This is a genomic window from Shimia sp. R11_0, from assembly GCF_017744035.1.
GTDB classification, from domain to species: Bacteria; Pseudomonadota; Alphaproteobacteria; order Rhodobacterales; family Rhodobacteraceae; genus Shimia; species Shimia marina.
Window position 1 is genome coordinate 355253 of record NZ_JAGHQY010000001.1, and the last position, 12821, is coordinate 368073.

The window sequence follows — 12821 nt, forward strand, 5'->3', positions numbered from 1 at the left end:
ATGCTCAGGCATAGGCGCAGTGATTTCCCGGAGGGGTTCCAGTTTGGCGTGGCAACCTCCAGCTATCAGATCGAGGGCCATGGTTTTGGCGGAGCGGGGCGGACTCACTGGGATGATTTCGCTGCCACACCGGGCAATGTGGTGCGGGCGGAACATGGTGCGGTGGGGTGTGATCACTATCATCGGATGGATGAGGATCTGGATCTGATACAGGCCCTTGGCGTGGACACCTATCGGTTTTCCACAAGCTGGGCACGGGTGCTGCCGGAGGGGGGTGGTGAAGTCAATCAGATGGGTTTGGATTTTTACGACCGGCTGGTGGACGGACTGTTGGAGCGTGGTGTGCATCCAGCCGTGACGCTCTATCACTGGGAGTTGCCATCGGCGCTGGCGGATCTGGGCGGTTGGCGCAATCGAGATATTGCGCAATGGTTTGGTGACTACACCGAGGTGCTGATGCGTCGGATCGGGGATCGTGTCTGGTCTGTTGCGCCGATCAATGAGCCCTGGTGTGTGGGCTGGTTGAGCCATTTTGTTGGCGCCCATGCGCCGGGGCTGCGTGATATCCGTGCGACCGCGCGGGCCATGCACCATGTATTGCTGGCACATGGGACGGCGATTGCACGGATGCGCGCGCTGGGCATGCGTAATCTGGGAGCGGTGTGCAATTTCGAATGGGCCACGCCGCTGGATGACAGCCCGGAGGCCACGCTGGCAGCAGCGCGGTATGATGCCATTTACAACCGGTTCTTTCTGGGGGGCTTGTTCAAGGGAGCCTATCCCGCCTTGGCCCTTGAGGGACTGGAAGCGCATTTGCCTAAAGGCTGGGAAGATGATTTTGGGGTCATCACAACACCTGTGGACTGGAGTGGGCTGAACTACTACACGCGCAAGCTTATTGGCCCAGCAGAAGGTTCCTGGCCGCACTACGCAGAGCACATTGGGGGCCTTCCGCTGACCTCGATGGGCTGGGAGATCTATCCGCAGGGTCTACAGGATTTTCTCATCCGAATGGCTGAGGAATATACCGGTGATCTGCCAATTTATGTGACCGAAAATGGCATGTCAGCGGAGGATAGACTGACGGATGGTGCGGTGGCGGACGGACATCGGACGGCGTATCTGAACGGGCATTTGGAGGCAGTGCAAAATGCGCTGGCGGCGGGGGTGCCAGTGAAGGGATATTACATCTGGTCTTTGCTGGACAATTACGAATGGGCGCTGGGCTATGAGAAGCGCTTTGGACTGGTGCATGTGGATTTTGACAATTTCACGCGCACGCCCAAGGGCTCTTATCATGCTTTGGCGCAAGCGCTGCGAAGTTGATCAGCTTGGAAGGGTATCCAAACGTTCCCGCAGGGCTGCGACAGTTGCCCGATCAGTGACGGCACTCGTCTGGGCAAAGCCGAAGCGGTGTAAAGGCTCTGGGACGGGGTGGCGTAGGCTACAGGAGCTGTGAAAGGCTTTCACACCCGTTTTCTGCGCTATTTGAGCTATATTAGAGACTGATATACCGCTGCCTGCCATGATCTCAATTCGGCCATTCGCCGCTTTCTGTAGAGCGGTGATCTGCGTCAGACCGCCTTGCGCTTTGGGCGCACCGCCAGATGTCAGGATGCGGTGAAAGCCGAGATCGATGGCCTGTTCCATGGCGCGCAGGGGATCAGGGAGCAAATCAATGACACGGTGCAGGGTCAGATCCAGCCCGTCTGCCGCAGCGGCCAATCCCTGTAGCGCCTCCAGATCCAGACCATCGCCTTTGGACGCGCCAAGAACCACGCCTGCCAATCCGATCTCTCGTACGCTATGAATACAGTCTTGCATCACTTGCAGGTCATCACTGTCATAACAGAAGTCCCCTGCACGGGGTCGGATCATGACGTGGGTGCACAGGCTGCTTTGGCGCGCGGCGCGCATCAGGCCTGTGCAGGGTGTCAGACCTCCCAGATCGAGTGCGCTGCAGAGCTCGACACGATCCACGAGACCGGTGCAGGCAGACAGGCCCGCGGCCGTGTCGATGCAAACTTCCAAGCTGTATTTATTCGGCGGCATTGGGGCTGTTTTCGGCGCTCAGCGCCTCTGCCAGCGTGTGGCGCAGACCGTAGTCTGTGTCGAGCACAAGGAGGTCAGCCAGGGGGCGCCCGACCGGTGTTGCAAGATCCGGGCGGCCGATGCAGGTGGCCGGTGTGGTGATGGCCATGCGCAGCGCAGCCTCAGCGGGCAGGCCAATGTTGTGGATCAGGCGCTGCACCCCGCGCGCCTGTGTGATATGGGCGCCTGCGAGCGTGCCCTCGCGGTTGATGAGACGCCCTTCGCGCAGCGTCACATCATGACCGTAGAGCGTAAACTGGTCTGGGCCACCAATGGTGGGCATGGAGTCTGACACCAGCATCATGCGGTCTGGCTCTGGGCGGGCGCGAATAGCCAGCCCGACCATGCTGTCATCGACATGATAGCCATCGGCGATGATGCCCGCAAAAACGGTTGAGTTGATGATGGCCCCCACCGCGCCGGGCGCACGGCTGGTCATGGGGGACATGGCGTTGAAAAGATGGGTGGCGCAGGAGGCCCCTGCGGCGATGGCGGCATTGACCTGCGCGGCGGTGGCATCTGTGTGCCCGAGAGACACCACAGCACCGGTTTTGGCCAGAGCGGAGATCTGATCCAGTGTCGCGCTCTCTGGGGCAAGCGTGATCATCACCGGAATATCGATGTCGCGCAGATGAGTGACCACTGCCATGGTGCGATCATCCAGCGGACGGATGAAGCGGGCGTCATGAGTGCCTTTGCGCGGCTCGGAAATATGCGGGCCTTCGATGTGCAGGCCAATAACCCCATCAATGCCTTTCGCCGCGATCAGCGCATTGGCGGCATCTTCGAGCACTTCGGCGCGATCGGTGATCACGGTGGGCAAAATAGCAACGGTTCCATGGCGACGGTGGGCATGAGCCATGGTGGCAATGGTGGCACGGGTTGGGGTGCCATTCAGGAGGGCACCGCCACCGCCGTTGACCTGAAGATCCACATAGCCTGGCGTCAGAATACCGGGGATCGGCTGTGCGCCCTGTGGGGCCGGCGCGATGCCCTGAACCACGCCGTTTGTGATGCGCAGCGCTTGCCCCGTGCGGAGTGTGGCACCGTCAAACAGAAGGTCTGGGGCGATCCATTGGTCGCTCATGAGGCTACCTCAAAGAAATAGGGCTCCAGTGCCAGCTCGATCTGCGCATCGATCAGGCGCTGAGCGTGAGATCCAGAGAGCTCTTCAGCGCGCTCCAGAACGGTGGTGCCAAAGACTGCGCGCACGGAGGCTTCGTTGAGAACATCAGGGGTGTCGCTGAGCAATTGTGACACGGCTTTCTGTGCCTTGGGCTGTGGCCAGTAGTAGCGGATGCGATCTGCCAAGCCAAAATGGCGCTGGCGATAGAGATCTTTGGTGTCGCCCTGATAGTGCCCTTGCCAGTATTTGGGGTCGTTCAGCATGAGTTCTTCCATCGTGGCGCGCAGAACCCCTTTGGGGTTGCGCAGGGCATCAAGCGCATAGACCGCCTGTCGATAGGCAAATGTCAGCGCTGGTCCCACCTTCTGGAACGCAAAACCCAAGTCTGCAAGGCGTTCGAACGCACGGGGGCGTTGATAATCGGTGGAATGAGCTTCCAGACACACATTTGGATGATCTTTCAGAGCTGCCAGAAAGCCCGGGTCCTGCAGAAGCGGCAAATGGTGGACGTTGGTTGGGCCAAATTCTACACCGGGTTGCACCACGAGCCCACCAATACAGTGCGCTAGATCCCCAAAAGTGGCGACATGTGCCCTTAGGGTGTCGGCTGCTGCCTGCGCATCGGTGGGCGGAATATCTTCGTCTTCGTGAGAGCGGGCCCCACCGGGTGGGGGCACTTCGGTGCCGACCACAAAGAGCAGATCGTCGTTTTCTTTCGCACAGACACGGGCCAGCTCGGCAGAGCGTGCTGCGGTCTGGTCATCGGAAAGCTGAGGGGACTCGCCGGCGCAGCCTTCGGAACAGTCCAGGTGGATCTTGCCAAATCCGGCTTTGACGTAGTCGCGGACAAGCACGCGGGCCTTTTCCATGGCGGCCTCCGCTGGCAAAGACCGCCACGCCTGTGGTCCGAGGTGGTCGCCGCCAAAGATGATGCGGCCGCGATCCACATTGGCGCGATCTGCGATGTCATGGACATAGGTGATGAAGCCTGCCGGTGTGATCCCGGTATAGCCGCCGTCCTGATTGACCTGATTGGAGGTGGATTCGATCACGACCTGACGATCCAGTCGCTGAGCAAGGCTCAGCGAAGCGCGCAGCACATCAGGATGTGCGGAGCAGACCGAAGGAATGGCCACGCGTGCGCCTGCGCGGTTCTTCGTGATGATGGAGCGAAGTGCCTCTGTCATGTGTTGGTCTCCTGCCAAGCGGCATAGGCGGCACCTCTGGCGCCGCTGCTGTCACCCCCCTGTGCCAAAACCAGGCGGGTGGCGGAAAAATCTCCGATTTGCGCCGCCTTCGCGGCTTCGGAGAGGGCGGGGATGACCCCTTCAATCTGGCTCAGACCGCCGCCCAAAACGATCACATCGGGATCAACCGTGAGGGTCAGGCTGTGGAGTAATTCAGCGGTGAGGGCACACCAGAGCGACCAGACCTCAGCCATATCGCCCCGGCGGCGGGCGGCGATCTCAGGGGGCGTGACATCCTGACCTGTGAGGGTCTTGGCCAGACGCGACAGACCGGGACCTGCAATGTAGGTTTCAATACAGCCCTGGCGGCCACAGCCGCAGGCATGCACAGGCAGATTGTGTTGGCTGACAAGATGGGCGGGTGCTGCGGTATGGCCAAATTCACCGCCGGTGACAGTTGGTCCCTTAAGTAGAGACTGTTTTACCACAATACCGCCACCAATACCGGTGCCAAGGATGAGAGACATGACCGTGTCATGGCCTTCGCCTGCGCCAAAAACTGCCTCTGAAAGGGCCATGGCGCGACAGTCATTCACATAGGTGATTGGGCGACCACAGGCAGAATTGATGTCGGTTGGAAAGGCTTTGCCTGTTGCGGGCAGATTTGCGGTGAGAGCGGTGCCAGTTTGTGGGTTGATCAGCCCGGCCGCGCCAATGCCCACAGGCAGTTTGCTGCCACTTTGGGCTTCGGCCCAGGCAACCTGATCTGCCACGGTCTGTACCAGAGCGTCATAGGTTTTGGGCGTGGATGTGCGGTGGCGGGCCACCTCGACCCACGCCTCATCAAACAGGCGCACCTCACATTTGGTGCCGCCCAGATCAATGCCTGCCACGGTCATGCGCCGACACCATGTAAAGTCACGCCACACACCACTCGGCTCAGGGTGCCCTGACCGGTGAAGGGATCATCAACATTCAGGCCCAGCTCTGAGGCCCATGTCACGCCGTCAATCTGTGCAGAGGCAATGCAGAGGGGGGCAGCCCATGCGGCTCCGAAGGGCATATCGATGGTGATGTCGCCCCTGGGGCCGATCTCTGTCACACGTGCCTCAGGAAACTGGGCGCGCAGCTCGGCGACCAGATCCGCATCATAGGCATTTGTGGGGGCTTGTGGGCTCGCAAAGACAGTGATGGCCGTGGTGTCGCGCACAAAGGATTTGGGGCCGTGGCGGAAGCCCAGCGTGCTGTCCCAGAGTGCCGGGGTTTGGCCTGCGGTAAGCTCCATGACCTTCAGCGCGGCCTCGCGGGCGGCAAAGGCCAGCGGCCCGGAGCCAACATAGACCGCACGATCAGGGCGGGGCGTGCCCAGTTTTGGCAGGAGCGCCTCCAACTGATCGGCCAGCGCAGCAAAGCGAGCGGGCACGTCACAGGGGGTATCAAAAAGGGCCAGAGCCGTGAGCAGCATGGTGGAGAAGCTGCTGGTCATGGCAAAACCGGCGTCATGGGTGACTTCGGGCAGGTTTATCACCATTTGTGGGCCCGGCGCGGGGCGTGTGGCCAGCGCACCTTCCGGGTTGCAGGTGATGTGTAGCCGGGGGGCGTCTGGTGCAAGCGCATCCAGAGCGTCCAGCGTGCCGAGGCTCTCGGTGGAATTGCCGGAGCGGCCAAAGCTGACCACCAGCGGGCGGTTTCCGGTCAGAAAGGCGCGCGGATTGGCCACCAGATCGGTGGAAGGCACTGATCGTGTGCCGGGCACGGCGGCGGCAATAATATCTCCAATATAAGCACTGGTGCCGGCACCGCAGAACCAGATTTCATCTGCATTTTGTGCAGCGATCCATGCGCGCAGGCCTGTCACATCCAGCTTTTGCCCCCAGTCACGCCAGACGGTGGGCTGTTGATGAATTTCGCGCCAAGTGGCCCAGTTGGAAAGAGTGTCGGTCATGTGGTCTGGGTCACTTTCGAGAGGGTTTCCGGGGCATCGGGGTTCAAGCCCAATGCCAGAGCAGTTTCAAGGATCACCGGGTAAATCAGCGCCAGAAGATAGGCTGCCGCAGCGGCAGGGGTGATGGGAGTGTCGATATGATCTGACACGCGCAGGCGATGGACATCACAGCCCACGGCGCCAAACCGGGCCTCCGCTTGATCCAGACTGTCCTGAATATCAGGCTGCCCGGTGTCCAGAAGCAGGACCATCAAAGGGTTGGTTGCGAGTTGTAACGGGCCGTGCAGCACTTCGGATGCAGAATAGGCTTCGGCGTGCAGCGCACAGCACTCCTTAAGCTTGAGAGCCACCTCATGGGCGGCGCCAAATCCGGTGTCACGTCCGATGACGTAAACGCTGCGGGCGCGTAAGAAGGCCGCGCGCAGGGCGTTGGCATTTGGCAATGCTGCTGGTGCGCTTGCCAAGGCCTTGGCGGACGACAGAGCATCATAATCAGTCCCTAAACCGGCCAAAACAGCCATGCCTGCTGCAATTGAACCCACCACGGTTTTGGTTGCCGGGACGGCGTTTTCCGGCCCCGCAGCCACTGGAATAGTGGCCTCTGCGGCAGCCTCGACAGGGCTGTCAGGCTGGTTGGTGATTGCGAGCACTTTGGCACCACGTGCGGCGGCACCTTTGGCACTGCGGACCAGATCTTCGGAGGCGCCGGACTGGCTGACCACCAATGCGGCCGCCTGATCCATGGCAACGCCTTGACCGATGGAGAAAACAGACGGGGGCAGCGAAGTAACAGGCAGCCCAAGTTCGCGCATAAACTCATAAGACAGGATGTTGGCCACGGCGTCCGAGGAGCCGCGTGCAATGGTGTAGAGCGCCGTGATCTTGCGCATATCGGGAAGATCTACGGATTGGGTTGCCGTGCGCACAAAGACGGTGATTGCCTCTGCGCTTTCCTTGGCCATCAGTGCGCCAGGCACGTCCATTTTCATTGTCATTCTCGCAATCCAAACTTGTCGAATTCGGCCCAAATGGGGGCCATGTTGATCATCGTTCCTGTGATGCGTGCCTCATCCAGCGCCATGGCGACGAGCCCGGCTTCGAGAGCATCGACCACGCCCACCGGGAGGCTGTCAGTATCGCCTTTGAGGAAGGCAACGATGTCGTCCACCATCATGTGATCTGCGCCGTAGTGTGCAGAGGCGCGGGCGCTGTCCATCTGGGTGTAGTCGTGTTCGGCGATCACCGAACCATCGCGCGCTGTGGCTTTCAGATAGCCGCGCATGAAGTCGCCTTCGGCCATGCCAAGCGCGCCGATCACACAGAAACGGCGATGTTCATCTGGCACGTTGAGGTTGGTGTGGAAGGCCAGAGAGGCACCGCTTTCATAGTGTAGAATGGCTGTCTGATTGTCGATGATGTCGCCATCAGAGCGGAAGGGGTCATCAATGCTTTGCCAGACGCTTTTCTTGCGGTGCATGATTTCGTTTTCCGTGTTCGAACTTGGTGCAAATTCGGGCAGGAATGACCGCCGGTTGCCAAAGCTTGCGACGCGGTTGGGCCGTGAGTTGGTGACCATGTTGTAAATGTCGATGTCATGGCAGCATTTTTCGAGCATGAAGCCGCCAGACCAGTGCACCATGCGGCGCCAATCCCGCATGAAGAAGGCTCCGTGGTAGGGGCCGATGTGTTCGCTGGCATCCATGGAGGTTATGGGACCAAGTTGGTCGAGCACACGGCGCAGGTCGACCATATGCTGAGAATAGCGCAGCACCAGCCCAACCATCACGCTGTCTGTGCCATGCTCTGCCAGAAGCGCGGCCAGTTCCATGGTCTGCGCTTTGGTGGTGACGACGGGTTTTTCGGTGAAGATGCGTACGCCTGCGGCCAAACCTGCCTTGATGTGTTCCAGATGGAAGCTGTTGGGGGAGCCCACAAAGAAGAGATCCGGTGCGGCCTGCGCCAGCATGGAGTCAACGTCGTCATATTGTGGCACCTCTGTGCCAATCATCTCCAGATGGGTGGGCTGTGGATCATAAAACCCGACAAATTCCACCTCTGGCATGGCCTCCTTCAGAATGGAGAGCACGTGCCCGGTGCGAAGGCCAATACCAGCAGTTACAACACGCATGAGCCTGTCCTTATGCCACCAGAGCTGGCGCAGATTTGCGGCGCAGCACCTGCCCGTTGGATTGGAAGACGTGGCAGTCTTCGGCTGCCACGGTGAGGCGTATGGTTGTGCCCTCGCTGATGGGGGCATCGCCGGGCAGAGAGGCGCAGAAGCGGGTGGTTTTGCCAATGGTGCCGTAGCTGATGGACACCCCGCCAAGCCGTTCCAGCACATTGACGGAAATCTCAAGGCCGTCGTCGCCGAGGGTGACATGTTCGGGGCGGATGCCGACGTCGACGGTGTCGCCGATTTGCACGCCTTCGGTCTCTACAGGCAGCGTCATTTGATGGCCGCCTTCCAGATCGACGGTCAGCCCGCCGACGATGTCACGCACTTTGGCGGGGACAAAATTCATATTGGGCTGGCCAATGAAGCTCGCGACAAATTTCGTCGCCGGGTGGTGGTAGAGCTCCATGGGTGTGCCGAATTGTTCCACTTTGCCGGCGTTCAGAACAACAATGCGATCCGCCATGGTCATGGCTTCCACCTGATCATGGGTCACATAGACCATCGTGGCATCCAGTTCGCGGTGCAGCTGGCTCAGTTCGACGCGCATATCCCCACGCAGCGCGGCGTCCAGGTTGGAGAGGGGTTCGTCAAACAGGAACACTTTGGGTTCGCGCACGATGGAGCGGCCAATGGCGACACGCTGGCGCTGACCTCCGGATAGCTGTCCCGGCTTGAGCTGCAGTTTTTCCGTGAGTTGGAGAATGTCAGCGGCGCGCTTGACGCGGGCGTCCAGCTCTTCTTTGGGCATCTTCTGAACGCGCAGTGGAAAGGCGATGTTTTCATAGACGCTCAGGTGCGGATAGAGCGCATAGGATTGGAACACCATGGAGATGCCGCGGTCCACTGGTGCGGCGTGGCTGACATCTTCGCCGCCGATGACAATAGAACCTGAGCTGGCTTCTTCGAGGCCGGCAATGATGCGCAGCAAAGTGGATTTGCCGCAGCCCGACGGGCCGACGAAGACCACAAATTCTTTGTCCTCGATTGCGAGGCTGATGTCATGCAATACGTCTGCTGTGCCAAAGGACTTCTTGATTGCATTCAGGTTGAGCGTCGCCATGGATGTGTCCGTTGATGAGAAAATTGCGTGAGTGGTGGCGCTCCGGGCATGCAGGGTAACCCACACGCCCGGAGCAGGGAGAGAGGTTTAGAGTGCGTCGTCGAGCTCTTCGGCGGCGATGGTCACCAGATTGTCGACGGTGTCATCCTGAAGGATGATGCCCTGCACCATGTTGGTGAAGACAGACTGCAGTGATTTGAAGTCTTCCACGAGCGGCTCTGGACCGCCGGTAGAGATCGACGCGGTGAAGGTTGGCCAGATGCCATCCGCGTAGTAGAGATCATCTTTGCCAAGCTTGGAATAGTCGAGGATCGGGGTCAGGCCCCAGCTGCTGTCCAGATCATACTGGCTGTCGCCGGAGGTGATGCGCTGTGCCAGTTCCTGTGCCAGATCTTCGTGGCCGGAGCCTTTGAAGACCACGATGGAATCTGTGATCAGGATGGATCCGCTTTCACCGGATGGGCCTGCCGGAACGGGGGCCACGATCTGGTTGATGTCTTCGTTGTGCTGGCCATAGCCCCAAGGACCGGAGACATACATGGCGATCTGGCCGTCGTTGAACAGATCACGCAACTGGTCACGTTCCCACGCGGTTGGGCCATCCTGTGCCACATCCACCAGTTTGCCGTAGAATTCCAAGGTTTCGCGGGTCTGCTGGCTGTCGAGCATGTTTTTGCCCGAGGCGCTGTCAATCACGGAACCACCGTTGGAATAGAGGTAGTTCAGGAACTGATGCATGGTGTTGTCGAAGTCTTTGCCAGCAAGGCCGACACCGGCGGAATCGGTGTTGTCGACCACACCTTTGGCCAGCGTGTACATCTCATCCCATGTTTTGGGCGCCACACATTCCTGACCGGAGGCTTCCACGATATCACAGTTGATGTAGAGGCCCTTGGTGGAGAAGGCGTGCGGATAGCCCCAGGCTGTGCCCTCGATGGTCACAGTGTTCAGAACGCCTGGCTGATAGGGGGCTTCTTTGTCGATCTGGGCTGGCACGATCAGATCATTGTTGGCCAGCTGGCGCAGGGTGCGGGAGCCCATATAGGCGATGGAGGGCGGATCCCCGGCGGCGGCGAGGGTCAGGGATTTGTCCTGGCAGGTGCCCCATGGCACAGCCTCGAGATTTACAGAGACGCCTGGGTGGTCGGCTTCGAACTGATCCACGACGGCTTGATCTGCGGCACGCACTTCGCCGCCGCACATGATGAAATGCAGCTCGTCATCCGCGGCCAGTGCGCCACTGGCCACACCCGACAGAAGGGCGGCGCCCAATGTGAGTTTGGTAAGTTTCATTGTAGTCTCCCTTGGTTTGATTATTCTTTCACGGCGCCTGCGGTGAGGCCGGCGACGAGATATTTTTGCAGGAACAGGAAGATGACCATGACAGGCAGGACGCCCACCAAGGCAGCGGCCATCATCTCATTCCAGGTCACCGACTGATAGCCGATGAATTCGTAGAGACCGGCAGGCAGCGGTTGCAGCTCGCGGGTCTGGTTGAATGTGATTGCGAAGAGAAATTGTTGTGCGTAGGCGCCGATGAAGACGGCGACACTGACCACGATCAAGCCGGGCACAGCGAGCGGTAGCACCACACGACGCAGGGTGTACAGGCGCGAGGCACCATCCACAAAAGCCGCTTCTTCCAGCTCGCGCGGAATCTTCTCCAGATAGGAGCGCAACAGCCAGATGCCGGTGGGAATGAGGAAGGCAACACCGGGGATGATCATGGCCCAGTAGGTGTTGAGCAACCCCATCGTGCGCAGAACGCGATAGAGCGGGATCAAAAGCACTGCGCCTGTGAACATATTCACGCCGAGAAAAATCCCCAGGCTGATGTTTTTGAAAGGAAATTCCAAGCGAGCATAGGCATAGGCCGCCGGTACAACAAAAACCATTGTGATGCCGGTCACTGCGCTGGCAATGAAGATCGAATTGAAGATGTAGCGCCCCAGAAGCGGCACTGTGATCCACATGTCCTTATAGGCCTGAAAGCTGAAATCATCAGACCAGAACTGATAGGGGCTGCGGAACAGATGTTCGAGCGGGCGCAGTGAGGCCATGAACATCTCAAAGAAAGGTAGCAGCATGAAAATCAGGAAGACGGCGACGGCGGCATAGATCCCGACCAGTTGCAGTTTTGTGTAGCGGTCCATCATGTCATTTGGCCCCGTAGCGTTTGTTCACCTTGTTCAAGAAGAACAGGTAGACCAGTGAGAAAGCGGCGAGCAAAAGCACGATGATGACGGCGCGTGCAGCGCCTTCGCCAAATTTGTAGTTGCCGATGGCCACTTTGTAGGTGTCGATGATCATCGTGGTGGTGGCACCGCGCGGGCCGCCTTCTGTCAAGATCCAGATGATTTCGAAGCTGTTGAAGGTGAAGATTGCCGACAGCAGCGCCATAGAGACGATGACGGGCATGATTTGTGGAATGGTGATGCGGCGGAAGCGGTACCAGCGGCCTGCGCCATCCACCCATGCGGCCTCATAGAGATCACGGGAAACGCCTTGCATGGCTGCGAGGAAAAACAGGGTGACCATCGGTGTGCCCACCCAGACGTCCGTGACGATCGCCGAATAGAAGGCTGAGGTCTTATATGCGAGGAATTCAAATGGACCGTCCGTGATGCCAAGCTTCATTAGAACGCCGGAAAGCACGCCGAAGTAGCCATTGTAGAGCCAGAGCCAGCCGATACAGCCAATGGCAATCGGGATCACCCAAGGCGGCATGACCAGTACGCGAAAGAGCGCGCGCCCCGGCACGGCAGCATTGAGTAGGGTGGCGCCAATCAGGCCAAGCACAAGTTTCAGGGCAACGCTGAGAAACATCCAATAGAAGGTGCGCACGATGGTCTGGTGGAAACGGCGGCTGTCTGCGAGATCCTGATAGTTTTCCAGACCAACGTATTTCTCGCCGCCCAGCCCAGCATCCATGAACGACAAGCGGATGGTTTCGGCCAGCGGCCAAGCCACAATGACCGCAATGAAGAGCATGGCAGGGCCAACGAGCAACCAGCCAAAAAGCCCTTCAGACAATGAGCGGCTGCGTGGCCCCGCAGCGTGTTGAGACGCCTGTGCGGAAAGTTCGGCCATTGATATCCCCCTTGGTCGATCTTTGGTTTCGGCGCGGGGCCGAATCACTGCGTTACAAATATGTTACCTCAAAAAAACCAAAACACTACCAATATAATACCAATGGAGGTGTAGTGTTATTTACCTTGAAAAAACAATATATTGGT

Annotated in this window: 12 protein-coding genes; 1 reads left to right on the forward strand and 11 read right to left on the reverse strand. The window is 59.1% G+C overall.

Annotation, left to right across the window (positions count from 1 at the left end):
• Positions 1–1326 carry a GH1 family beta-glucosidase gene (locus J7382_RS01540; RefSeq protein ID WP_209066648.1) on the forward strand — a complete coding sequence of 442 codons (1326 nt, stop codon included), beginning with the start codon at positions 1–3 and terminating at the stop codon, positions 1324–1326.
• Here the strand turns inward: J7382_RS01540 and J7382_RS01545 are convergent, their stop codons facing one another.
• From J7382_RS01545 to J7382_RS01595, 11 genes are all read right to left on the reverse strand, one after another.
• The gene (locus J7382_RS01545) at positions 1327–2052 is read right to left on the reverse strand and encodes a copper homeostasis protein CutC (protein ID WP_209066649.1); all 726 of its coding nucleotides are present in this window, start codon (positions 2050–2052) and stop codon (positions 1327–1329) included. It lies immediately after the preceding gene.
• The gene (nagA, locus tag J7382_RS01550; RefSeq protein WP_209066650.1) at positions 2039–3178 is read right to left on the reverse strand and encodes an N-acetylglucosamine-6-phosphate deacetylase; all 1140 of its coding nucleotides are present in this window, start codon (positions 3176–3178) and stop codon (positions 2039–2041) included. The genes J7382_RS01545 and nagA overlap by 14 nt, the downstream gene beginning before the upstream one ends.
• Complete coding sequence (locus J7382_RS01555; RefSeq protein WP_209066652.1) at positions 3175–4404, reverse strand: class II D-tagatose-bisphosphate aldolase, non-catalytic subunit; 1230 nt, start codon at positions 4402–4404, stop codon at positions 3175–3177. Before J7382_RS01555 ends, nagA begins: the two co-directional genes overlap by 4 nt.
• Positions 4401–5303 (reverse strand): ROK family protein, encoded by a 903-nt coding sequence (locus J7382_RS01560; protein ID WP_209066654.1) that lies wholly within the window; start codon positions 5301–5303, stop codon positions 4401–4403. The genes J7382_RS01555 and J7382_RS01560 overlap by 4 nt, the downstream gene beginning before the upstream one ends.
• Positions 5300–6349, reverse strand: a complete 1050-nt coding sequence (locus J7382_RS01565; RefSeq protein WP_209066656.1) for an SIS domain-containing protein — start codon at positions 6347–6349, stop codon at positions 5300–5302. The genes J7382_RS01560 and J7382_RS01565 overlap by 4 nt, the downstream gene beginning before the upstream one ends.
• On the reverse strand, positions 6346–7344 hold the full coding sequence (locus J7382_RS01570) for an SIS domain-containing protein (RefSeq protein ID WP_209066658.1): 999 nt from the start codon (positions 7342–7344) through the stop codon (positions 6346–6348). Before J7382_RS01570 ends, J7382_RS01565 begins: the two co-directional genes overlap by 4 nt.
• On the reverse strand, positions 7341–8477 hold the full coding sequence (locus tag J7382_RS01575; RefSeq protein ID WP_209066661.1) for a Gfo/Idh/MocA family oxidoreductase: 1137 nt from the start codon (positions 8475–8477) through the stop codon (positions 7341–7343). The genes J7382_RS01570 and J7382_RS01575 overlap by 4 nt, the downstream gene beginning before the upstream one ends.
• Positions 8478–8487: 10 nt before the next feature.
• Positions 8488–9585, reverse strand: coding sequence for a sn-glycerol-3-phosphate ABC transporter ATP-binding protein UgpC (ugpC, locus tag J7382_RS01580; protein ID WP_209066663.1), 1098 nt, complete (start codon positions 9583–9585; stop codon positions 8488–8490).
• Positions 9586–9672: 87 nt separating this feature from the next.
• A complete protein-coding gene (locus tag J7382_RS01585; RefSeq protein WP_209066664.1) occupies positions 9673–10878 on the reverse strand; it encodes a sugar ABC transporter substrate-binding protein in 1206 nt (401 codons plus the stop codon).
• A 20-nt stretch (positions 10879–10898) separates the two neighbouring features.
• Positions 10899–11741: a carbohydrate ABC transporter permease gene (locus J7382_RS01590; RefSeq protein ID WP_209066665.1), complete on the reverse strand. Its 843-nt coding sequence runs from the start codon at positions 11739–11741 to the stop codon at positions 10899–10901.
• Between the two features lies 1 nt (position 11742).
• Entirely contained in the window at positions 11743–12675 is a 933-nt protein-coding gene (locus J7382_RS01595; RefSeq protein ID WP_209066666.1) for a sugar ABC transporter permease, read from the reverse strand.
• Positions 12676–12821: the final 146 nt, after the last annotated feature.

Coding starts and splice junctions, on each gene's coding strand:
- J7382_RS01540 (WP_209066648.1), top strand. CDS start 1: ATGCTCAGGCATAGGCGCAGTGATTTCCCGGAGGGGTTCCAGTTTGGC.
- J7382_RS01575 (WP_209066661.1), bottom strand. CDS start 8,477: ATGCGTGTTGTAACTGCTGGTATTGGCCTTCGCACCGGGCACGTGCTC.
- J7382_RS01565 (WP_209066656.1), bottom strand. CDS start 6,349: ATGACCGACACTCTTTCCAACTGGGCCACTTGGCGCGAAATTCATCAA.
- nagA (WP_209066650.1), bottom strand. CDS start 3,178: ATGAGCGACCAATGGATCGCCCCAGACCTTCTGTTTGACGGTGCCACA.
- J7382_RS01585 (WP_209066664.1), bottom strand. CDS start 10,878: ATGAAACTTACCAAACTCACATTGGGCGCCGCCCTTCTGTCGGGTGTG.
- J7382_RS01545 (WP_209066649.1), bottom strand. CDS start 2,052: ATGCCGCCGAATAAATACAGCTTGGAAGTTTGCATCGACACGGCCGCG.
- J7382_RS01595 (WP_209066666.1), bottom strand. CDS start 12,675: ATGGCCGAACTTTCCGCACAGGCGTCTCAACACGCTGCGGGGCCACGC.
- J7382_RS01590 (WP_209066665.1), bottom strand. CDS start 11,741: ATGATGGACCGCTACACAAAACTGCAACTGGTCGGGATCTATGCCGCC.
- J7382_RS01570 (WP_209066658.1), bottom strand. CDS start 7,344: ATGACAATGAAAATGGACGTGCCTGGCGCACTGATGGCCAAGGAAAGC.
- J7382_RS01560 (WP_209066654.1), bottom strand. CDS start 5,303: ATGACCGTGGCAGGCATTGATCTGGGCGGCACCAAATGTGAGGTGCGC.
- J7382_RS01555 (WP_209066652.1), bottom strand. CDS start 4,404: ATGACAGAGGCACTTCGCTCCATCATCACGAAGAACCGCGCAGGCGCA.
- ugpC (WP_209066663.1), bottom strand. CDS start 9,585: ATGGCGACGCTCAACCTGAATGCAATCAAGAAGTCCTTTGGCACAGCA.